18 protein-coding genes and 2 CRISPR repeat arrays (1 of these 20 cut by a window edge) are annotated in these 23,135 nt (G+C 25.2%); all 18 genes read left to right on the top strand.

What is annotated here, in order from left to right; all coding sequences use genetic code 11:
• The first annotated feature begins 234 nt into the window (after positions 1–234).
• Positions 235–1,248, top strand: coding sequence for a heat-inducible transcriptional repressor HrcA (gene hrcA / locus ACMX2D_RS03145; protein WP_414972668.1), 1,014 nt, complete (start codon positions 235–237; stop codon positions 1,246–1,248).
• 15 nt (positions 1,249–1,263) lie between these two features.
• Positions 1,264–1,794, top strand: a complete 531-nt coding sequence (grpE, locus tag ACMX2D_RS03140) for a nucleotide exchange factor GrpE (RefSeq protein WP_414970597.1) — start codon at positions 1,264–1,266, stop codon at positions 1,792–1,794.
• 16 nt (positions 1,795–1,810) lie between these two features.
• Positions 1,811–3,631, top strand: a complete 1,821-nt coding sequence (gene dnaK / locus ACMX2D_RS03135) for a molecular chaperone DnaK (protein ID WP_414970599.1) — start codon at positions 1,811–1,813, stop codon at positions 3,629–3,631.
• A 125-nt stretch (positions 3,632–3,756) separates the two neighbouring features.
• Positions 3,757–5,730: a transketolase gene (gene tkt / locus ACMX2D_RS03130; protein WP_414972667.1), complete on the top strand. Its 1,974-nt coding sequence runs from the start codon at positions 3,757–3,759 to the stop codon at positions 5,728–5,730.
• A 142-nt stretch (positions 5,731–5,872) separates the two neighbouring features.
• Positions 5,873–6,559, top strand: coding sequence for a hypothetical protein (locus tag ACMX2D_RS03125; protein WP_414972666.1), 687 nt, complete (start codon positions 5,873–5,875; stop codon positions 6,557–6,559).
• Positions 6,560–6,625: 66 nt separating this feature from the next.
• The gene (cas6, locus tag ACMX2D_RS03120; RefSeq protein WP_414972665.1) at positions 6,626–7,366 is read left to right on the top strand and encodes a CRISPR-associated endoribonuclease Cas6; all 741 of its coding nucleotides are present in this window, start codon (positions 6,626–6,628) and stop codon (positions 7,364–7,366) included.
• Positions 7,366–8,868 (top strand): type I CRISPR-associated protein Cas8a1/Csx8, encoded by a 1,503-nt coding sequence (gene cas8a1 / locus ACMX2D_RS03115; RefSeq protein WP_414972664.1) that lies wholly within the window; start codon positions 7,366–7,368, stop codon positions 8,866–8,868. The genes cas6 and cas8a1 overlap by 1 nt, the downstream gene beginning before the upstream one ends.
• 13 nt (positions 8,869–8,881) lie before the next feature.
• Complete coding sequence (gene cas7i, locus ACMX2D_RS03110) at positions 8,882–9,784, top strand: type I-B CRISPR-associated protein Cas7/Cst2/DevR (RefSeq protein WP_414972663.1); 903 nt, start codon at positions 8,882–8,884, stop codon at positions 9,782–9,784.
• Positions 9,774–10,868: a CRISPR-associated protein Cas5 gene (gene cas5 / locus ACMX2D_RS03105; RefSeq protein WP_414972662.1), complete on the top strand. Its 1,095-nt coding sequence runs from the start codon at positions 9,774–9,776 to the stop codon at positions 10,866–10,868. Before cas7i ends, cas5 begins: the two co-directional genes overlap by 11 nt.
• Before the next feature lie 8 nt (positions 10,869–10,876).
• The gene (cas3, locus tag ACMX2D_RS03100) at positions 10,877–13,246 is read left to right on the top strand and encodes a CRISPR-associated helicase Cas3' (protein WP_414972661.1); all 2,370 of its coding nucleotides are present in this window, start codon (positions 10,877–10,879) and stop codon (positions 13,244–13,246) included.
• Positions 13,247–13,254: 8 nt separating this feature from the next.
• Complete coding sequence (gene cas4 / locus ACMX2D_RS03095; protein WP_414972660.1) at positions 13,255–13,749, top strand: CRISPR-associated protein Cas4; 495 nt, start codon at positions 13,255–13,257, stop codon at positions 13,747–13,749.
• 9 nt (positions 13,750–13,758) lie between these two features.
• A complete protein-coding gene (gene cas1b, locus ACMX2D_RS03090) occupies positions 13,759–14,751 on the top strand; it encodes a type I-B CRISPR-associated endonuclease Cas1b (RefSeq protein WP_414972659.1) in 993 nt (330 codons plus the stop codon).
• Positions 14,752–14,753: 2 nt separating this feature from the next.
• Positions 14,754–15,032: a CRISPR-associated endonuclease Cas2 gene (cas2, locus tag ACMX2D_RS03085; RefSeq protein WP_029948750.1), complete on the top strand. Its 279-nt coding sequence runs from the start codon at positions 14,754–14,756 to the stop codon at positions 15,030–15,032.
• A 64-nt stretch (positions 15,033–15,096) separates the two neighbouring features.
• Positions 15,097–16,002 (top strand): DUF6602 domain-containing protein, encoded by a 906-nt coding sequence (locus ACMX2D_RS03080; RefSeq protein WP_414972658.1) that lies wholly within the window; start codon positions 15,097–15,099, stop codon positions 16,000–16,002.
• A gap of 1 nt (position 16,003) precedes the next feature.
• Positions 16,004–18,010, top strand: coding sequence for a Cas10/Cmr2 second palm domain-containing protein (locus ACMX2D_RS03075; protein WP_414972657.1), 2,007 nt, complete (start codon positions 16,004–16,006; stop codon positions 18,008–18,010).
• Positions 18,000–18,680 carry an RAMP superfamily CRISPR-associated protein gene (locus tag ACMX2D_RS03070; protein ID WP_414972656.1) on the top strand — a complete coding sequence of 227 codons (681 nt, stop codon included), beginning with the start codon at positions 18,000–18,002 and terminating at the stop codon, positions 18,678–18,680. The genes ACMX2D_RS03075 and ACMX2D_RS03070 overlap by 11 nt, the downstream gene beginning before the upstream one ends.
• Positions 18,681–18,691: 11 nt before the next feature.
• Positions 18,692–19,672, top strand: a complete 981-nt coding sequence (locus tag ACMX2D_RS03065) for a CRISPR-associated protein Csm4 (protein WP_414972655.1) — start codon at positions 18,692–18,694, stop codon at positions 19,670–19,672.
• A gap of 1 nt (position 19,673) precedes the next feature.
• Positions 19,674–20,492: a hypothetical protein gene (locus tag ACMX2D_RS03060; protein WP_414972654.1), complete on the top strand. Its 819-nt coding sequence runs from the start codon at positions 19,674–19,676 to the stop codon at positions 20,490–20,492.
• A gap of 214 nt (positions 20,493–20,706) precedes the next feature.
• Positions 20,707–22,458: direct repeats of the CRISPR family, unit length 30 nt; unit sequence GTTTAAATAGAAACATACTGTAATGTAAAT.
• A gap of 101 nt (positions 22,459–22,559) precedes the next feature.
• Positions 22,560–23,135: a CRISPR direct-repeat array (repeat unit 30 nt; unit sequence GTTTAAATAGAAACATACTGTAATGTAAAT); it runs 122 nt beyond the window's last position.

Genomic DNA, 23,135 nt, shown 5'->3' with positions numbered 1-23,135 from the left:
AATAATAACAATATTATCAAAATTTGTCAACTGTTCAAAAAACTTTTTACATTATATGTTATATGACGAATTAATTTTTTTACAAAAAAACCTGTATATCAGCTTTAAAATTTTTGATAAACAGCTAATAAAAAAATTTTTAATAAAAATGTTTTAAAACTTGACATAGGGGAATAATAGTAATATAATATTGTTAGCAGTCTAATAGATTGAGTGCTAAAAAGAGGTGATAAAATGCTTGATGATAGAAAATTGAAGATTTTATATGCCATAATAGATAGTTATATCAATACATCTGAGCCTATTGGGTCTCGAACAATTTCTAAACAATATGATATGGGGGTTAGTTCAGCAACGGTAAGGAATGAGATGAGCGATTTAGAAGAACTTGGTTTTTTAAATAAGGCTTATTCATCTTCCGGAAGAATTCCATCAGATAAGGCTTACAGACATTATGTTAATTATTTATTATCTTCGCATTTTGATGAGATTTCTAAAAATACATATGGAATTGACATTTTATCAAAACATATCAATGAAAAAAGTAAAATTTTTAAAGAATCCGCAAAAATTATCTCGGAGGTAACGGAATGTATAACGGCAACAATGATTACAGATTATATGGATTGTTCAGTTAAGAGTATCGATGTTATAAATATTAGCGGAAATTGTTATGTTTTAGTATTAGTTTTCGATAATGGAAAAGTAATTAATACAGTTTTTGATTCAAAAACAGAACTTAGTGGAGAAATTTTACAAGATTTAATATTTTATTTAAAGAAGTATTTAATAAATGTTAAAGTATCTGATTTAAGCGAAAGACTGGAATACTTGAAGCTTACTTTTGTTTCAAAGATTCCTTTTATAACAGACATTTCAGATTTAATAGGTAATGAGATTTCAAAGACTGAAAAATCCAGTATTGAATTAGAAGGAATTTCCAATATATTTAATTTTCCGGAATACAGGGATTTGAATAAAGCTAAAGAGCTTATACATTTCTTAGAGGATAAAAGTGAATTGGAGAATTTGTTCTTGAGTTATAGCGGAGATGAAATATATGTGAGCATAGGTCGTGAAAATAATAAAGACTTTTTAAATGAAAATACAATAGTTGCTACATCTTATGATCTTGGAGATGGAAGTAAAGGGAAAATTGCAGTTATTGGTCCAACAAGAATGGATTATGAAAAGATAATATCGACTATGTTAAGTTTAAATGATAGATTTAGAGATATTTTAAAATGACGGGAGGCGAAATAGTTGAAAAAAGATAAAAAAGAATTAGAAGATGAGATTAAAGAAGAAACTACTGAAAAAGTGGAAGAAAAAGCTTTAGAACAAAACTCTTCTGATGAAGTTGAAAAAAAATTAAATTCAGAAATTGAAGAATTAAAAAATCAACTTTTAAGGCTTCAAGCTGATTTTATAAATTATAAGAACAGAACTGAAAGAGAAAAATCAAATTCTATTATACTTGCAAATGAAAGTTTAATTTTAAAATTATTACCTGTTTTAGATAATTTTAATAGAGCTTTTACTCATGCTAATTTAGAGGATGATACAATTAAAGGTTTTGTTATGATTAAAGATCAATTTGAATCAGTTTTAAAGTCTGAAACGGTTGAGGAAATAGAGAGTGATGGAGCCGTTTTTGATCCAAATTTGCATAATGCAGTTATGACTGAAAGTAAAGATGGAGTAGAAAGTGGTATCGTATTGGAAACTTTTGAAAAAGGATATAAAATTAAAGATAAAGTAATTAGACCAAGTATGGTTAAAGTTAGTGAATAATAAGGAGGAAAAGATTATGTCAAAAATTATAGGTATTGATTTAGGTACAACAAACTCAGCAGTAGCTGTTATGGAAGGTGGAGAACCAACAATTATAGCAAACGTAGAAGGAAATAGAACTACTCCTTCAGTTGTTGCTTTTACAAAAAATGGAGAAAGATTAGTAGGAGAAACTGCTAAAAGACAAGCAATTACAAATGCAGCAAGAACAATAACTTCTATTAAGAGAGAAATGGGTACAGATTATAAAGTAAAGATTGATGATAAAGAATATAGCCCACAAGAAATTTCTGCAATGATTTTACAAAAGATTAAATCAGATGTTGAAAGTTATTTAGGAGAAACTGTTACAGAAGCTGTAATAACTGTTCCTGCTTACTTTACAGATAGCCAAAGACAAGCTACAAAAGATGCCGGAAAAATTGCAGGTTTAGATGTTAAGAGAATTATAAACGAACCAACTGCTGCAGCCCTTGCTTATGGAATGGACAAAGATACTGAACAACATAAGATAATGGTATTTGACCTTGGTGGTGGTACATTTGACGTTTCTATTTTGGAAATCGGAGACGGAGTATTTGAAGTTTTAGCTACAAGAGGTAACAATAGACTTGGTGGAGATGATTTTGACGAAGTTTTAATGAAATATATGATTTCAGAATTCAAAAAAGAAAATGGTATTGACTTAAGTAAAGATGTAACAGCAATGCAAAGATTAAAAGATGCTGCAGAAAAAGCTAAAAAAGAACTTTCAACAACAATGACTACAAATGTAAACTTACCATTTATTACAGCTATTGATGGAGCTCCTGTTCATATGAATATGGATATTAAGAGAGCAAAATTTGAAGAATTATCTTCAGACTTAATTGATAAAACATTAGTTCCAGTTAGAGAAGCATTAAGTGATGCTGGACTTACTGCATCTGAAATTGATAAAGTTCTTCTAGTTGGTGGTTCAACAAGAATTCCAGCTGTACAAGAAGCTGTTAAAAAATTAATTGGAAAAGAACCACAAAAAGATATTAACCCTGATGAATGTGTTGCTATCGGTGCTGCAATTCAAGGTGGTGTTTTAACAGGAGAAGTTAAAGATTTATTATTATTAGACGTAACTCCATTGTCATTAGGTATCGAAACAATGGGTGGTGTAATGACAAGATTAATCGAAAGAAATACAACTATTCCTGCTAAAAAAAGTCAAATTTTCTCAACTGCTGCAGATGGACAAACAGCAGTAGATATCCATGTTTTACAAGGTGAAAGAGAATTTGCTCATGATAATACAACATTAGGAAGATTCCAATTAACAGGTATTCCTGCTGCTCCAAGAGGAGTTCCACAAATTGAAGTTACTTTTGATATAGATGCTAACGGAATTGTAAATGTTAGTGCTAAAGATTTAGGATCAGGAAATGAACAAAAGATTACAATTACTGCATCAACAAAATTATCTGAAGATGAAATTAATAAGAAAGTTAGAGAAGCAGAACAATTTGCTCAAGAAGATAAGAAGAAAAAAGAAGTTGTAGAAACTAAAAATAATGCTGAATCCTTAATCTATCAAACTGAAAAAACTTTGAAAGATTTAGAAGGAAAAATCTCAGAAGATGAAAAATCTGCAGTTAATGCAAAATTAGAAGATTTAAAATCAGCAATAACAACTGACAATGTAGAAGACATTAAAGCAAAGAATGACGCTTTAACTCAAGAATTCTATAAAATTTCAGAAAAATTATATCAAAATGCTAACCCACAAGGACAAGGAGCAGAACCAAAGAAAGATGATGTAGTTGACGCTGACTATGAAGTAGTTGATGAAGACGAAAATAAATAGAATAAAAAATGCTAAAAGGTAGTGTGTGATGCACTACCTTTTCTATTGAAAAAAAATGTATTTATTGATATAATAAGTTCGTTAAGTTTATTTAAAAAAATAATATATTTAAGTGAGGGAATGATATGGAAATTAAGAATTTATGTATTAATACTATGAGAACATTAAGTGCTGATGCTATTCAAAAAGCAAAGTCAGGACATCCCGGACTTCCACTTGGAGCATCACCAATGGCATTTACTTTATTTAATGATTGTATGAAGATTTCTCCTAAAAATCCAAATTGGTTTGACAGAGATAGATTTATTTTATCAGCAGGACATGGTTCTATGCTTTTATATTCATTACTTCATTTATTTGATTATGGTGTTAGTATTGAAGATATAAAGAATTTTAGACAAATTGACAGCTTGACTCCGGGACATCCTGAATATGGACATACTGCTGGAATAGATGCAACAACAGGACCACTTGGACAAGGTGTTTCAATGGCTGTTGGTATGGCACTTGCGGAAAGTCATTTAGCTTCAATTTTCAATACTGACGATTGTAAAATAGTAGATCACTATACTTATTCAATCGTTGGAGATGGTTGTCTTATGGAAGGTATCAGCAATGAAGCATCTTCACTTGCAGGCACATTAAAATTAGGAAAACTTATAGTTTTATATGATAGTAATAATATTACTATCGAAGGTGATACTTCAACTGCTTTTAGTGAAAATGTAAGAGCTAGATATGAAGCTCTAGGTTGGGATACTTATTTTGTTGCAGATGGTAATAATATCAATGAAATTAAAGAAGCAATAGAAAGAGCAAAGCTAACTGATAAGCCTTCATTAATCGAAATAAAGACAAAAATTGGATACGGTTCAACCAAAGAGGGAAGTGCTTCAGCACATGGAGAACCTTTAGGAGAAGATAATATTCCAACATTTAAGAAAAATATTGGTTGGGAATATGAAGAAAGTTTTTATGTTCCGGAAGAAGTTAAAAAATATATGAAAGAAGTTGTTGAAAGAAAGAATACTTTTGTTGATGAATGGGAAAAACAATTTGAAGAATACAAAGTTAAATATCCTGAAAAATATAATTTATTCAGAAAATTTATGAAAGAAGAAATTGACGAAGAAATCTTAAACGATTCATCAATTACTGAATTTGATAAAGATATGGCATCAAGAGAATCAAGTGGAATTGTATTAAACAGATTTTCTAGATTATTACCAAATCTTTTTGGAGGTTCAGCGGATTTAGGACCTTCAAACAAATCAACAATGAAAGAATTTGACTACTATTCACCTGAAAACAGAAGCGGTAAAAATATTCACTTTGGAGTAAGAGAACATGCAATGGCTGCAATCTGTAACGGGATTTCATTACATGGAGGACTTTTACCATATTGTGCAACATTCTTTGTTTTCAGTGATTATTTAAAACCTGCTGTAAGACTTTCTGCACTTATGAATCAAGGCGTTATCTATGTTTTAACTCACGATAGCATTGGAGTTGGAGAAGACGGACCTACACATGAACCAATTGAACATTTGGCAATGTTCAGATCTACACCAAATGTTTCAATGTATAGACCTTGTGATGCAAAAGAAACTGCTTATGCTTGGATATCTGCATTAAAGAACAGAAAAACTCCAAGCTGTCTAGCTCTTACAAGACAAAAGTTGACAAATTTAGAAGTAACTTCATCTGAAGCACTAAAAGGCGGATATGTCCTAAAAGACTTTGGAAAAGACTTTGAAATGATTATTATTGCATCAGGTTCAGAAGTTGGCTTGGCTTACAAAGTTTGTGAAAAACTTTTAGAAGAAAATATTTGCACAAGACTTGTATCAATGCCATGTATGGAAGAGTTTGAAAAACAAAGTAAAGAATATAAAGAAAGTGTATTACCTAATAACATCAGAAAGAGAGTCAGCATTGAAGCTCTATCAACATTTGGTTGGGGCAAATATGTAGGATTAGATGGAATTTCAATAGGTCTTGATACATTTGGAGCATCAGCACCTGCAAATTTATTATTTGAAAAATTTGGATTTACAGTTGATGCAGTTTATGAAAAAATAAAAAAAGAATTATTCTAATTAATAAAAAATGTAAAAAATAGCGAAGAAAAACTTCGCTATTTTTTTATGAAAATATTTTCATTAAATTGTTGAATATATTGGTTTAATTTGTTATAATCATCTTAAGTTATAAATTAATAAGATTACTAGGAGGATAACAATGAGATACTTGTTTTTTTATGGTTTAATGGTTTTAATTTTGACAAGATATGTATATATAGGAATTATGTTCTATAAGATTAGAAATAAGGAGTATGTTTCTGAAGCATATAATATTTTAATGAGAAATCTTAAAATGAAAAATCCTGAAAAGATTTTAAAATTTTATGGATTATTTCATTTTATTATTGCTACTTTAGGAATTATACTCTTTTTTATTATAGATTTGGTAGTTATAGCATTATTTGTTTGGGTTTTGGCTTTGTTAGAAGACATTTTTTTCATCATAATATCAAAGAAATCTGAAAAAATAAAACATATTATAAGTTTAGTTTCTATAGTAATAATATTACTTTTTGAAATAAAGAGTCTTGATACTCATGAAACTACAAAAAATATTTATAACATTTCATATACAATCGTGATTGAAAACGGATTAAGTGATTTTAAAGAACTAAAAGAAAAATCTATTCTTGAAGAAATTTTTAAGAGTGAAATAAAAAATATCTCTAAAATGAGAGACAAAAAAATTGAATTATATGACCAAAAAGGAAAGCTATTAATAAAATCTGACTTATACGAAGCAGAGGTCAAAAATTCAGCCACAAATGAATATGAAAAGATTGAAAATATAATAAAGTACAAAGGAAAATATTATAAAATTTATGAACCTAAGAAATTTGATTAAAGTATTAAAATTTGAAATTAAAATAAGATAATAAATAATAAATTAATATAAAGAGAGGTGTTTGTTATGAAAATCGTTTTAAAATTTAAAACAGATAATAATTTCATCCCTAAAGATTATCATCGTTTCTGTATTAAATTTTTTAAAACAGCGGTATCAAATTATTCTAATGGTGAATTTTTTGAAAAGTTTTTTGGGGATGATTATATTAAAAGTGATGAAAAAAAATATTCGTGGGCGGTCAAATTTTTTAAACCCAAATTTTTTTCCAACAGAATTGAAGTTGGAGAAAATAATTTTGAGATTACTTTTAAATCTCCAAAAACTGATGTTGGAACTATCTTTTTCAATTCGTTTTTAGAATATAAAGACAAGGAATTTAAAATTTCTAAAAATAATTTTATAGTTTTAACAGATGCTAAAATTGTAAATGAAAAAAAGATTGTTGGAAATTGTGCAAGATTTAAATTTTGTTCTCCTCTTGTAATTCGTGAACATAATAGAGAAGATAATACAGATAGACATATAACTGTTGAAGATGAGGATTTCTTTGATAAATTTAAAGAAAATTTAAAAATTCATTTTCCAAATTATTCCAACGCTATTGATGATATGAAGATGGATATTTCTGAAATGAAAAAAGCCGTTGTACTTTTTTATGGATTGTATATTGATGCTAGTTTAGGAGTAATTATAATTAATGCCGATAATAGCTTATTAAACGAAATGCTGATTTCGTCTGTCGGAAGTAAAAATGCATCAGGTTTCGGACTATTACAGCTTATAGATTCTTGGGAGATGATTTAATGATAGAAGATAAAGGTAATTTTAACGGATATGATAGAAAATTAGAATTTTCTGATTGGAGATTTTCAGCAGCTGCAGTTGGAATTATAAGGTATCTAAAATATCATAAACTCAATTATTCAACAGAATATAATGGAAGAAGTGATGTGCTTTTATATAATTTTGATGATATAGATATATCAAAAAATGAAGAGAAATATTATGATTTTGCAGAAGAATATTTTAAAGATAAAATGCATCATAAAAGGTTGGAAAATCTTTTAAATTCTGAAGATTTTGATGAAGAAAAAGTTAAAAATTTAAAAAGTTTTTGGAATACAATAATGAAAAATACATTTAAAAATGATGAAATTTCTATAAAAAACAAGGATAATATTTTATTGAAAATATCTGATAATAAGCTTGAATTAATAAAAAAGACATTTGAAGGGGCAAAATCAATGTATTCGAAATTTTGTAATCCAAGTTGTATGGGAAAAGAAAAACAAAAAATATGTAGGTTATTGGGATATTATGTTGATCAAGGGAGAAAGACAAAATCTTTATCATTCAATTGGGACTATAATACTTATGTATATGAGGATTATTGTGAGTTTGATTATATTCCTTTTGCGTTTTCAAAAGGAGATAGTTCATTTTTTATTAATAATAATTTTTCAACCGATATGTTATTAAAATCAAATGATTATTTAACAGATAAAAATTTGGATTTAGATGAAAAAAATTCAGTGGGGATTTTTAAAAACTTTAAGTTGAATTTGTTTTTTGACATAAAAAATGTTTCAAGGTTTTTAGATTATGAAGTTGAAATAATAACTAAAGAGAAAAAAAATGATTATTTTGAAACAATGTTTTTACGAAATTCTGCTATTAAAATTTTTGGAAAAATTTCAGATATAAAAGATGATAATATTTTTAAAGCAATAAACAGTCCTTGCAAATTAAGGACGGATGAATATGAACCGATTTTAGATGAAGTCATTGATTGTATCCTATATACTAAGTATTTGGATTATCTAATTGATAAGCTCCTTAGAGATGGCAGTAAGCCAAAAAATAAAGATAACAAAGAAAACAAAATAGATAACCATAGTTTTTTAATTAGTCAATTAATTAGAATAAACCAAAAAATATATGAAGGAGTTGATATTATGGTGAATAACAAAAAAGAAAAAGAGCAATTGGAAAAGGAAGAGAAACAAATGAATTTTAATTTGTTTAATGCCAGAGAAAGTGCAGAAAAAGTCGTTTTTAAATTAAAAGATACGCCTAGAAAAATCGATGCATATAGGAATAAATTAATTTCCTGTTTGACTTTTAAAGATTATGAAAAGTTTTCAGTAACGTTACTTCAACTTTCATCTTATAGTTCTGTAACATTTGATTTTGCATATTATTTGTTTAAAGATTTTGAAAAAAATAAAAATGTAGCATATACATTTGTAAATGCATTATGTGTTAAAGAAGATAATAATAAAAATGGAAATAATGAAAATAAGTAGGAGGGTTTAAAAAATGGAAAATAAAGAAAAGAAAAATTTAGGATTAACACTTACTGTTGTATGTAATATTACTTCAAATTATGGAGAAACTTTGGGGAATGCATCATCTGTACAAAAAGTTTTTAAAAATGGTAAAATTTATGCTACAAGAAGTAGAGAAAGTATGAAAAATGCAATTATGACTCAAAGTGGAATGTATGATGATTTGAAGGTTGTAGTTGATAAAAAAGTAACCCAAAAAGAAGTTACTGAAAAATTGAATGCATCAAATTGTAGAGCGCTTGAAGGCGGATATATGAATACTAACAATTTAACAGTTATAAGAAAAAGTTCATTTTATTTAACAGATGCAGTTGCGTGTGATGAATTTGTTAATGAAACAAGATTTCACAACAATTTATGTTTAGCATCAACTTATGCAAGAGATAATGGAATAAATTTACAAGAAAAAGCAGGAGAATCAGGACTTATGCCATATCAATATGAATTTGATAAGTCACTAAAGAAATACAGTATAACATTTGATTTAGACAAAGTGGGTGTTGATGAAAATTTTAATGCAGAGGCGGAAGTTTCTGAAAAAATTGAAAGAGTAAATTTAATATTGGAAACAATAGAAAACTTATCATTAGTCGTTAAAGGGAATCTTGATAATGCAGAACCTCTAATGATATTTGGAGGAATTGGAAACTGTAAAACTCACTATTTTGATAATGTCGTGAATGTTACAAAAAGCACACTAAAAATAACTGATGAATTGATTGAAAGGCTAAATAAAGAAGATTATAAAATAGCATTTATTGAAGGTGGAAACTTTGTAAATGAAAAGGAAATAAAAGAAAAGTTAAATCCTATAAGTGTTACTGAATTTTTTGAAAAGTTAAAAGGGGATGTAAAAAAATATTATGAAGGATAAACTTTTAAGGATAAAGTTACATCAAAATAAAGCTAATTATAAAAAAGAGGAAACTTCAGAAAATAAAATGACTTATCCACTTCCACCTTATTCAACCATAATCGGTGCAATTCACAATGCTTGTAACTATAAAGAATACAAAGATATGGATATAAGTATTCAGGGTAGGTTTCAATCCTTAGGGAAAGAAATGTATCGAGATCAAGCATTTTTAAATAAGATTGAACATGATAGGAATGTTTTAGTTAAAATAAAAAACCCACATATACTTAATGATGTATATACAATGATAACTAGAATAGAAAGTTCAAAAAATAAATCCAAAAATAAATCTGATAAAAAACTAAGAATAGATATATTCGATATTGATGAAGTTAAAGAATATATTAGGTTATACAAGTTAAGTGGGAAAAAAACTAAAGATTTTGACAAATTTGAAGAAGCTATAAACGGAAGAATTTCTGAACTTAACTTGGAAAAAAACGAATCAATAAAACGAGTAAATATACCATTTGATTATAGTGATAATTCTGGTTTGAATTTGGGAAAAGATAATTCAAATAAAGAGATGGATTCTTATAATTTTGATTCTATCTATAAAATTCTTGTTAATTCTATTAAATATTATGAAGTTTTATATGATATTGATTTAGTAATTCACATTCGAGCAGACAAAAGCATATTAGATGAGATTATAAGAAATATAATAAATTTTACATCACTAGGAAGAAGCGAAGATTTTGTTGAGATAAAAGAAGTTAAATTTGTAAATATTTATGAAGATAATCCGAATGATATTGAATTTATATATAATAGTGGATATGTTTATACTGAAGCAATAGAGAAAGGAATTGTAACTTTTAAAAATATCAGAAAAAAAGTTAATAAGATAAAAACTAAAGGAACTAATTATTATATTAATAAAAATTATAAAATAGAAAAAGGCAAAAGAATATTTAAAAAGTATAGAGTTGGTTATTTATCTGAATATAAAATAAATTTTGATGAATTAAAAGAATATAATAAGTCCACAGATAAAAATATTTATTTGGATGAAGATGGTTATATTGTTAGTTTAGTTTAGGAGATTAAATGGAAATTTTTAAAAATAGCTCTATAGCAGATTCGCTTGCAAAACCGGATGAAACTATTGAAGAGCATACAGAAAACTTATTAAAAAGTTTAGAATTACTTATAAGTTTGAATTATGTAGATACTGAAGATAGTAAAATTTTAGAAAGAGCAATTATATACCATGACGTTGGAAAGTCTGATTTTTTATTTACTGAAAGGCTTAAAAATAATACTAAATTTGATAAGTTTAAAGAGGTTCCTCATAATATATTGTCATACTATATGATGTATATTGAATTAAATAATTTTTCTAATAGTTTTCTTAATGAGAATAATTTGGCATCTTATGCAATTTTTAATCATCATCATTATATAGATAATTTTGAATATATAACTTGCGAAGACAATAGAAAGTTGATATTAGAGAGACTTTTAAATATTTATTCGAATTTAGACAAAAAACAAATAGAAAAATTAGATAGCAACTTGGGAAACATTGAAGATTTATATGAAGAAAATCAAATGGACTTTATAAAAATTTTAGGATTACTTAATAAATGTGATTATTCTGCAAGTGCTCATATTCCTGCTGAATTTTATCCTAATTTTTTGGAAAATGGATTGGATAATTTATTAAATACTTGGAAAAAAGAAGATGACAAAGCTAATTGGAATGAATTACAAAATTTTTGTAAGGAAAATAAAAAAGAAAATTTAATAGTAATTGCACAGACCGGAATGGGAAAGACCGAAGCGGGATTACATTGGATTGGTGATACCAAAGGCTTTTTTGTGTTGCCTTTAAAAACAGCTATAAATTCTATTTATAACAGGATTATAAATAATATTTGTAATGGTGAAGAAATCGAAGAAAAGGTAGCATTATTGCATAGCGATACTTTGAATATGTATCTTGAGAATTTTGATGGTGAAGATAATGATAAAATTTTATCCTATTACGAAAATAGTAAAAAGTTTTCTATTCCTTTAAATATAACAACACCTGATCAGATTTTTGATTTTGTTTTTAGAAGTAAAGGATTTGAATTTAAAAATGCTATGATGAGTTATTCAAAAGTTGTTATAGATGAAATACAGGCATATAGTCCTGAGCTTCTTGCAACTCTTATTCGTGGAATACAGGATATAATTGAAATAGGTGGGAAAGTTTGCATAATTACAGCAACTTTTCCACCTTTCATAAAAGACTTGTTGCTTACGGAAAATTTAGATTATTTGAACGAACAGGAGCAAAAATATAAATTTATTACTAAAGAATTTACAAATGATATGAAAAGACACAATTTAAAAATATTAGAAGATGAACTTAATGCGGAATATATTTGTAATCATTATGTAAAAAACGATTCAAAAAGCAAAAAATATTTAGTTGTTTGTAATACAATAAAAAAATCTCAAGAGGTTTTTGCAGACTTAAAACAAAAGGGATTAGAAAATGTAAATATTTTACACAGTAAATTTATAAAAAAAGAAAGAAATGAAAAAGAAAATAAGATAATAGAAGTTGGAAAAACTGAAAATATAGGAAATGAAATTTGGATATCAACGCAAATAGTAGAGGCCAGTTTAGACATAGATTTTGATTTGTTATTTACCGAACTTTCAGATTTAAATGGTTTATTTCAAAGGCTTGGTAGAGTTAACAGGAAAGGGAAAAAAGAAGTTAATGATTACAACTGCTATGTTTTTACAGAAATAAATAAAAATTTATTAAAAGATAATAAAGATTCAAAAAAAGGATTTATTTATAAAGAAATTTATGATTTAAGTAAAGAGGCAATTAAACAAAAAGGTGATGGAATTTTAACTGAAAAGGACAAACAGAATTTAATAAAAGAATTTTTTACTTTCGAAAAAATAAAGAAGTCTTCTAAATTTTTGGAAGAATATAAGGAAAGATATAATTATATTAATATATCATTAAGAGAACGAGGAATAGAAAATAAAGACAAACAGACATTTAGAGATATAATATCATTTAATGTTTTTCCGGTAGATATTGAAAGAGGACTTTTAAATGAAAATGAGATAAATTCAATATTAAATGAACTTAAAGATATAAAGAGCAAATTACTTTGTAGCAAATCCGAAGATGAAAAAATAGAATTAAAGTTAGAATTTACCAAAAAGTTAGATGAACTTATGAAATATACTGTATCTGTCGGTTTATATGATACTAAATATTTAAAAGAAAAAATTGAAATATCAAAAAATATAAACTTATACAAAGTATATTGTAAATATGACGAAAAAGGATTTATCAGATTGACTTCTGAAGAAGGAAAGTTGTTAGACAGTACAGGATTTAAAAAAATAATTGATGTCGATAAAAAAGACTATGAATATGAATACGACAGTTTTATATAGGTGATTTTATGGATAGAGAAATTACGGGAATAATGATTTATTACAATTTTGTTTGCAAAAGGAAACTTTGGTATTTTTATAATGGGATTACAATGGAGCATACAAATGAAGATGTTTCGATAGGGAAATCCATTGATGAAGAGTTTTATAGTGGAGAAGAAAAGCATATTAATGTAAAAAATATTATAAATATAGATTATATAAAAGATGAAAATGTAATTCATGAAGTAAAAAAGAGTAAAGTAATGGAGGAAGCCTCTATTGAACAGATAAAATATTATCTTTGGATTTTACATAATGAAGGAGTTAAAGACATTACGGGAGTTTTGGACTATCCTCTTCTAAGAAAGAGTAAAAAAATTAAATTGGAATTGGAAGATTTTGAAAAAATACCAAAAATTCTGGAAGAAATAAGAACTTTGGTTGAAAGTGAAAAGCCCCCTGAATTTAAAAAGATAAAATTATGTAAAAATTGTGCATATTGTGATATATGCCTAATATAGGGAGGAGTTATGAAAAAAAGCTATTTTATATATTCTGAATCAGATTTAAAACGAAAAGATAATACTTTACAAATTTGTATGAACAACGGAAATAAAAAAGATATTCCAATAGAAACTGTTTCAGATATTTATGTTATGACTGAAATGGGTTTCAATACGAGTTTGATAAATATACTTTCAAAATACGGAATATCTGTACATTTTTTTAACTATTATAATTTTTATACAGGCAGTTTTTATCCAAAAGAACAAAATATTTCAGGTAAATTACTCGTAAAACAGGTAGAATACTTTTCTAATGACGATAAAAGACTTGTTCTAGCAAAAGAATTTGTTAAGGGAGCAACAGAGGGAATTTTAAGAAACTTAAGGTACTATAATGAAAGAGGGAAAAATGTAAAAGAATTTATTGAGATTATTTCAAATTTAAAAAGACATATTGATTTACAAACCAATATTTCTGAACTTATGGGGATAGAAGGAAATATTCATAAAGTTTATTATGACTCATGGAATACAATTATCGATAAAGAAATAAATTTCGAAAAAAGAGTAAAGCGTCCACCGGATAATTTAATAAATACTTTAATTTCATTTGTAAATACATTAATTTATACGACTGTACTTTCACAAATATACATAACACAATTAAATCCTACTGTTAGTTATCTACATTCTCCCGGAGATAGAAGATTTTCACTTGCGCTTGATATAGCAGAGATATTTAAACCTCTTATAGGGGATAGAATGATTTTTTCACTCTTAAATAAAAAGCAAATTACAGAAAAGCACTTCATAGAAGGATTAAATTATCTTCAATTTACAAAACAAGGTTCTCAGATAGTTTTAAAAGAATATGAAGATAGATTAAATAAAACTATAAAGCATAAAACTTTAGGAAAAAGTGTAAGTTACAAATATTTAATTAGATTAGAGGCATATAAACTTGTAAAACATCTAATGAATGAAAAAGAATATGAAAGCTTTAAACTTTGGTGGTAGAAATGTATATAATATTAGTTTATGATATAGTGCTTGATGAAAAAGGTGCAAAAGTGTGGAGAGATACATTCAAAACTTGTAAAAAATATCTCTCTCATGTGCAAAATTCGGTATTTGAAGGAGAATTAACTAAATCCCAATTATTTACCTTGAAAAAATCATTAGCCAAAACAATAAGAAAAGATAGGGATTCACTAATAATATTTAATAGTAGAGACGAAAAATGGCTTGAAAAAGAAATCCTAGGCATTGACAACGGAGCTACAGATAATTTTATTTAAAATATCTGTTATAGCTTTTAGTCGATATATATTTTAAAATTTTGTATTAGAGGAGGTTTATTGTATGTGTGATTTCATTAATGACATTAAAGAAAATTATTTAAAAATGGAAAGGGAATTGGTAACTCAGTTAAATTATGATGTTACCAACCATCAATTAACTGCAGGGACATATCGAGAAGAAATTTGGGCAGATTTTTTCAGAAGGATAATACCTAAAAAATTTAATATTGCACGTTCGGTATTTATAATAGACTCAAAAGAGAATATTTCTAATGAGGTAGATATAGCAATATATGATGAACAATATACACCTTATATTTTTAATTATGGGTTGATAAAATTTATACCAATTGAAGCTGTAGCAGCAGTTGTTCAATGTAAAAGTAGATCATTAGATAGGGACGACTTATTAAATTGGACAAACTCTATTAATAATTTACAAACTTCAAATGATTCAATAGTTAGATTAGCTACATATATTCATGTTGGTAAAGAAAGCAGATGTGATGCCATTCAAACGGCAACTAAGCCTATTAAGATATTATGTCATATACCTACAAATGAGACATCTAACGATTATACTTATGGTAGGCATTATTTCGATATTGTTATTGAGGCATATCAAAAAAGCAAATCAAGTAAAGAGCAAACTCAAAATAATACTGAATATAATGGTAATTTAAAAATAAATTTTAGTGATGAAAATTTATTAGATGTCCTAAAAAATTATAATCAGGCTGATAAAAAAGAATTAGGAAATTTAAAAGAAGATAAGAAACTTAAATCAGAGACACTAGTAAACAGAAAAATATCTGACTATGTTATACACAAAGGAAAAGAAGAATATTCATTGCTTTCATTTATTTTTCAATTTAATCAAATGCTTATGATGATAAATAATCCTATGTTTTTTCCACATAAGGCTTATGTAGATATGTTTAATAAAAATACAAATAAAGGAGAATAATATGTCATTTATAGTTGGAATTTCTGTTGAAAAAATTCAAAAATATATTTATCAAACTTTAGATGATAATAGGTCAGAGATACAAAAAGATGAACACACTTTAAAAGAAGTTATAAAAGCATCAAATACAGTTTCCAGTACAATTTCTAAAGATATTGAAAAATTATTTGATATAAGCAAAAAAATATTATGGATTTCAGGAAAATATATTTTTGAGGTTGAGTATATAGAAGATAAAATAAAAGAAAAGTTGGAAAATTTATTTAAAGATATTTATTTGAAATATTCCGGAACACTTCTTATAAATTATGTATATTTAGAAAAATTAAATCTTAATAATAAGGAGATTATAGATAAAGTAAATTTTTATTTAAAATCTAATGATACAAAAAGAAGAATTATTGTAGAAAATAATGAGATTTTATTTTCTTTTCAAGAAGAAGTTAATATTTTAAATTGTGATATAAATTGTGATATAAATTGTGATAAAAATTTTATTGATTATACAGGTGTATATATTAAAAATATGGATGAATTAATATCTGATGATAAAGAAGGAACTAATGGTAAAATAGCTATTGTAAAAGCAGATATAAATAATATAGGACAAATTTTCTCTGATATTACTGATTATGATACGTATATGAAATTAAGTTTAATTTTAGAAAATAAAATTACAGTAAATTATCTAGGAAAACTAATATCAAAAAATAATAATCTAACTAATAAAATTTTTCCTCTGTATATTGCGGGAGATGATATATTTTTTGCTGTAAAAATAGAGTCAGTTTTGGATTCAATTTTGATTTTAAGAAATCTTATAGATGATATTAATGATGAAATTAATAAAAAAATCAATAGCTTGAGTAATGATAAAAGTAGTAAATTGAATAAACTTGTAATATCTGTTGGAGTAGAATTTACAAATAATCATCAACCAATAAGATATTATAGAGAAATAGTTGAAAGAGAATTGCATAATGCAAAAAAATTTACTAAAGAAAAAAATTCAAAAGAAATAAAAGCTATACTTGGAACATCTATTGCAGGAAATATGTTTTATAGTTATTTGGAAGAACAAAGAAAAAGAGAAAAAGATTGTTTTTTCAAATTTAAAACGGAAATTTTAGAATTAATACAATTGAAAAATAAAAATATCTATACAAATACATTCATTCATAATTTTTTATATGCTTTAGAAAATATTGATATTTCTAATAAAAATAATGAAGATAATATTAAAAAATTCGTAAACACTTTTTTATATTTTCTGTGCCCTGATATAAGGAATGTGGAATCAAAAGTTATTCCTAAGGAATTATATTTAAAGAATTACTTTATGAAGATGTTTATGAAAAATAAAAAGGAAAATGAAGATGAAAATCAAATAGTATATGATAAAAGTAATTTTAAAAATGTAATTTCAAAATTAAAATTGATTTTATTATTAACTGATGAAAAATACATCTCTAATATTAGATTAAATCAGTTTAGGTATATAGTATTTGAAAAGAATGATGAAACAAGAGATTTTTTGAATTCTAATATGTTTATAAAGCCTCTAAAATATATTTGCAATTCTGGAGATTCTATAGAAAAATGTTTTATATTAAATACTACTGATAAAGGTTTTAATACATTTAAGAAAGTTCCATTTCATTTATCTATGCTTTTTAAGGCTAAGAATTTAATAGAAATTGGAAAAAAAGAAAAGGTTAAAACTTTATTTGCAAATTATGCTGAATTAATAGAAACAAAAGAAAAAGAGGATGAAAAAGATAATGATATACAAAAAGAAGAACATTTTATAAACTATAGATTGAAATTTAATAAAGATAAATTTAATAGAGAGTTTTATAATATTAATGGAACAGAATGGTTAGATAGAATAATATTATTTTATAAATATGACCAACAAAGAATACTATATAGGATAATTTCAGGACAAAATGAAAAAACAAAGAAAAAACTGATAAATAAAAGTGAGGAAAATAATTATGAAAATTAAATATACTGTAACAACTAAATCTAATTGTTTAATAGGTAATCAAACAAGTGCATTTTCAATAGGAGGAGTAGATCAATGCACAACTCTTGACGAAAATGGAAAACCAATAATTCATGGCTCTGCAATGAAAGGAGCTTTGAGAAATATCTTTAGAAAAGAGTGTAAAAAAAATGATATCATAGAGAAGTTTATTGTAGATTTTTTAAAAAAAGAAAAAGATAAATATTCCAAATTATTAAAACAAATGGATGAAAAATCTTCAAAAAATATAGAATCTATAAAAAAGATAATTACTAAAATTTCAAATTTGTTAAATGATGTTAAAGCCGAATATATTTTTGGAATTGAAGGATTAAATGATACTCCTCGTCTGTTTTTTTCTGATTTAAGAGTTATTGATTTAGAAACAGAAGATTATTTTTTAATAGATACCAAAACATCTATTGAAGAGATTAATGGAGAACTTATATCTAATCCAAGAACATATAAAGTTGTAAAGCCTGGCATAAAATTTGAAGGGAATATTATTCTTAAAACAGATACTTGTGATGAAAAAATAAAAGATGAAATAAAGTCTTATTTAGAAAAATTTAATGAAGGATACTATAGAATAGGAAATTCTAAATCAAGAGGATATGGAATAATAGAAGTTGATATAGAAAATGACTAAAGGAGCAAAAAATGTATATTTTTGAAATTAAACTAAAAAGAATAGGTGAGATTACCTTATTACCGGATTCTCAAAAATTATTTGGATTTTTAATGGGAAAATTAAAGGAGTTTTATTCAGAAGAGAAAATAGGAGAGTTTGTTGAATCTGTAGAAAGAAATGAATGTATATGTATGATATCTAATCTATTTCCAACAGACTATAGACCTATGCCGAAATCTTATGTTTTAGATAAATTAAAAATTGGTATTTATGATAAAAAGTTGTATGAAAAAATTAAGAATATAGAGTTTATAAAAAGGGAAGATTTAAAAAAATTAATAAACTCAACTAAAAATAATACTACAAATATCGACAACATAAATTTAGATAATTATAATTATATAAAAAAAGAAGATACTTTTATTCAAAAATTTAAAATAGAAAGTCAAGTTAGAGAACTTTCAGGATTTCCTAATATTGCATATTCTATCCCAATTGTAAAATATCAAGATAATGTTGGAAATATTATATCAGATTATAGTTTTCTTATAAAACTTGAAAAAGGAAATATTTTATTTGATTATTTGAATAACAGAGATAATTTATTAAATATAGATTGTCATTTAGGGCATAAGGCTAGTTATGGATATAATACTTATGTTATTAAAGATATAGAATTTAGTAAGCAAAAGAAAGATAAAAAGCAAAAAGATGTCTTAAAATATCCTAAAAACGAAAAATTTTTAAATTTAGGAATGTTACTTCCTAATCTTGATAAAATTAATATTGAAAAATCATACTTAGAATTATTTACATCTCATCGAAAACCATTTGAATTATCAGATGGAGTTAATACATTTATTTCATTTTTAAATGCAGGAAGTGTATTGAGTCTTAAGGAAAAATCAGAATATACTTGTATGAGCAAGTGTATTCTTAATGAATATAATTTGATGTATGATAAAGCAATCGTATTCGGAAATTCATATTTAGAAACATTGGAGGGATAATATGAAAAAAATAGATTTAAAACTTACCACTATATCAAAAGTAATATTATCACCTAGAGATTCTGGAGCTTTATATAAAGATATAGATTATTCATTTCTAAATTATAATCATGGAAAAGAAATTTCAAAAGAAGTTAATATGATATATCCTTTTTATAGCTATACAAATAGAGCTTTATTAATGGAAAATAATATTGAAAATATTAAATATTATATTCCAGCCTCATCTTTAAAAGGAGCTATTTTAAGCTGTATAAAAGAAGATGATATAAAAAGAACACTTTTATTTAATGATATAAATATTAATCCAACAGATATATCATTAGAAAATTTATTTAAATATCAATATTTAGATTCTGAAACTGCTAAAATTAAATTTGAAAAATTTTTCGAAAATGTAGGAATTGAAACTTTACAAAATGGTAAATCTTATGGTTTTTATATTAATTTAAAAGAAAATATAGCTTTTGAGAGCATTTTAACAGACCTAAAAAGTAAAACAAAAGAAAAATTAAATAATTATATGAGTAAGTTAGAAATAGTAATAAAAAAGATTACTGATAACAAAACTAATGTAAATTATGAATTTAATTTAGAAATATCTAAAGAATTAATGAAGATTATAAATAATATAAATTCTGAATTAAACAATATAAATGATGATGAATACATTTTATTTTTAGGGGGCTTTAAAGGGAAAATAAATTCTCTTAATGGTGAAATAAATATTGATGATATTAAAAGTGGATTTTATTTATGTGATATCGGAGGCGAAAAATATCTTCCATATGGACTTGTAAAACTAAAAATTGGAAATTGAAAATATTTATAAAAAATAATAAAATTATTAAAAAAGATGATTTGTCAACCTTCAGTATATAAAAATTACTGGAGGTTCGACAGATTAAAAAATGTTAAAATTTCAAATAATTCTGTTTCAATTAAAAAATTTAGTGGAAAATTTCAAAAAAATTTTATATATAGACAGAATTGACTTATTAATGGTAGTATTTTCAATATGTATAGAACTACCTGTTTAAATAGAAACATACTGTAATGTAAATGAAATTTTATATAATTATAAAGGCTATTATTTAATGTTTAAATAGAAACATACTGTAATGTAAATTTAGACACGATGTCTAATGGAAAACTAAACATCTTGTTTAAATAGAAACATACTGTAATGTAAATAATAATTTAGGTGTAAGTCTTTTTTCTTTTATTATTGTTTAAATAGAAACATACTGTAATGTAAATGTATTAAGCAAATATTCTTCTTCTTCAAAACCTAAAGTTTAAATAGAAACATACTGTAATGTAAATAGAGTTGTAAATGATTTGTGGCTTAGAAAAATTTCGTTTAAATAGAAACATACTGTAATGTAAATTTTGTTGACAGTGGTTTTAGAAGATAAACCTCTAAATGTTTAAATAGAAACATACTGTAATGTAAATCTAAAAAATATATTGTTTTCTTTTTCTTCTATATCTTCGTTTAAATAGAAACATACTGTAATGTAAATTTAGACATCGTGTCTAATGATTTATTTTTCTTTTTTGTTTAAATAGAAACATACTGTAATGTAAATTAAAAATCTGATCAGGTCTTAGAGTTACTCTCTCACTAAGTTTAAATAGAAACATACTGTAATGTAAATGAAGCTAGAGAAAGAAAGAAAAAGAGCCGAACAAAGTTTAAATAGAAACATACTGTAATGTAAATTTTACTTTGTTAATTAAATCTGTTACTAATTCCGAGTCAAGTTTAAATAGAAACATACTGTAATGTAAATTTTTTATTTATTGTAACTTCAAGTTTTGTTTTTCAAGTTTAAATAGAAACATACTGTAATGTAAATAAAGAAGCATTTTCAATTGATTTCCAATCTATTAGGTTTAAATAGAAACATACTGTAATGTAAATTTTTATCACGAGCTTTCTTTTTGTGGCGTTTTGCTTTTGTTTAAATAGAAACATACTGTAATGTAAATCATTAATCATGTCTTGAACTAAAACATATTCACCATTTCGTTTAAATAGAAACATACTGTAATGTAAATTTGCTATTTACTTGTTTTTTTTCGTGATGTGTGGTATGTTTAAATAGAAACATACTGTAATGTAAATTTTAAAGAAAGTATTGTTTTCTATATCTTCTTTACTTTGTTTAAATAGAAACATACTGTAATGCAAATTTATCAATAAATACACACGATTTATCTTTATCAAAAAGTTTAAATAGAAACATACTGTAATGTAAATGACACAAAACATCATACTTAATTTTCATACTTACGTTTAAATAGAAACATACTGTAATGTAAATAGACCTGCTAAAATGTTTACAATTAGCATTAATACGTTTAAATAGAAACATACTGTAATGTAAATTAAATGTTAATGGATAACTTTGTTTTTTTATCCATTGTTTAAATAGAAACATACTGTAATGTAAATTTTGTAGTTCCATATATTAACCCGTTTTCATCGTGTTTAAAAAGAAACATACTGTAATGTAAATAATTGTTTTGCTTTCTCATCTACTTCAACAATTTCAGTTTAAAAAGAAACATACTGTAATGTAAATAGAATGGATAAAGTAGATAAAATATGTAAATTTTTAGTTTAAATAGAAACATACTGTAATGTAAATTGTCAATGTTAACTTCTTTCTTAGGGTCTGGTTTAGTTTAAATAGAAACATACTGTAATGTAAATCTGGTGCTATTGTTTCTTTATAAATCCATTCGCCGTTTAAATAGAAACATACTGTAATGCAAATATGATATAATATATACAGTTAGCAAATAATTTAAGAGTTTAAATATAAATCTATTGGAATTGAAATATTATTTTAAATACATAAAATACATACTCACTTAAAGTTTAAATAGAAACATACTGTAATGTAAATGTGGCTCCAGTTTTTGTAACAACTATATCAAGCATCGTTTAAATAGAAACATACTGTAATGTAAATAAAAACTTCTTAAGTCTCTAAAAAATATTAAGGATGTTGTTTAAATAGAAACACACTGTAATGTAAATGAAGAGTTACCTGCAAAGTTTTCATCGGTTAAGTTTGGTTTAAATAGAAACATACTGTAATGTAAATATTTTTTTATAAACTCGCATAGTGAAAGCTGAACAAGTTTAAATAGAAACATACTGTAATGTAAATATCGTCATATTATTAAATTTTTGAGCATATTTTATCGTTTAAATAGCAACATACTGTAATGTAAATATATTCCGCTTTTCGCATAAGTTCTTGAGCTTTGTGTTTAAATAGAAACATACTGTAATGTAAATGTTAATTTTTTTAGTTTTTCAACGTCAAAGGATTTAAGTTTAAATAGAAACATACTGTAATGTAAATATTAATGCGATTGTTAAAATTTTATTTCTAAATTTCAGTTTAAATAGAAACATACTGTAATGTAAATACAAACGTATAAC

The organism is Parvimonas oralis, from assembly GCF_047608425.1.
Lineage (GTDB): Bacteria > Bacillota > Clostridia > Tissierellales > Peptoniphilaceae > Parvimonas.
The sequence above is the reverse complement of the archived record's forward strand: the minus strand, read 5'-3'. Positions and strand labels throughout refer to the sequence as shown.

Bases quoted from the DNA above. Each gene is read 5' to 3' on its own strand.
- hrcA (WP_414972668.1), top strand. From the start codon at position 235: ATGCTTGATGATAGAAAATTGAAGATTTTATATGCCATAATAGATAGT.
- dnaK (WP_414970599.1), top strand. From the start codon at position 1,811: ATGTCAAAAATTATAGGTATTGATTTAGGTACAACAAACTCAGCAGTA.
- tkt (WP_414972667.1), top strand. From the start codon at position 3,757: ATGGAAATTAAGAATTTATGTATTAATACTATGAGAACATTAAGTGCT.
- ACMX2D_RS03125 (WP_414972666.1), top strand. From the start codon at position 5,873: ATGAGATACTTGTTTTTTTATGGTTTAATGGTTTTAATTTTGACAAGA.
- cas6 (WP_414972665.1), top strand. From the start codon at position 6,626: ATGAAAATCGTTTTAAAATTTAAAACAGATAATAATTTCATCCCTAAA.
- cas8a1 (WP_414972664.1), top strand. From the start codon at position 7,366: ATGATAGAAGATAAAGGTAATTTTAACGGATATGATAGAAAATTAGAA.
- cas7i (WP_414972663.1), top strand. From the start codon at position 8,882: ATGGAAAATAAAGAAAAGAAAAATTTAGGATTAACACTTACTGTTGTA.
- cas5 (WP_414972662.1), top strand. From the start codon at position 9,774: ATGAAGGATAAACTTTTAAGGATAAAGTTACATCAAAATAAAGCTAAT.
- cas3 (WP_414972661.1), top strand. From the start codon at position 10,877: ATGGAAATTTTTAAAAATAGCTCTATAGCAGATTCGCTTGCAAAACCG.
- cas4 (WP_414972660.1), top strand. From the start codon at position 13,255: ATGGATAGAGAAATTACGGGAATAATGATTTATTACAATTTTGTTTGC.
- cas1b (WP_414972659.1), top strand. From the start codon at position 13,759: ATGAAAAAAAGCTATTTTATATATTCTGAATCAGATTTAAAACGAAAA.
- cas2 (WP_029948750.1), top strand. From the start codon at position 14,754: ATGTATATAATATTAGTTTATGATATAGTGCTTGATGAAAAAGGTGCA.
- ACMX2D_RS03080 (WP_414972658.1), top strand. From the start codon at position 15,097: ATGTGTGATTTCATTAATGACATTAAAGAAAATTATTTAAAAATGGAA.
- ACMX2D_RS03075 (WP_414972657.1), top strand. From the start codon at position 16,004: ATGTCATTTATAGTTGGAATTTCTGTTGAAAAAATTCAAAAATATATT.
- ACMX2D_RS03070 (WP_414972656.1), top strand. From the start codon at position 18,000: ATGAAAATTAAATATACTGTAACAACTAAATCTAATTGTTTAATAGGT.
- ACMX2D_RS03065 (WP_414972655.1), top strand. From the start codon at position 18,692: ATGTATATTTTTGAAATTAAACTAAAAAGAATAGGTGAGATTACCTTA.
- ACMX2D_RS03060 (WP_414972654.1), top strand. From the start codon at position 19,674: ATGAAAAAAATAGATTTAAAACTTACCACTATATCAAAAGTAATATTA.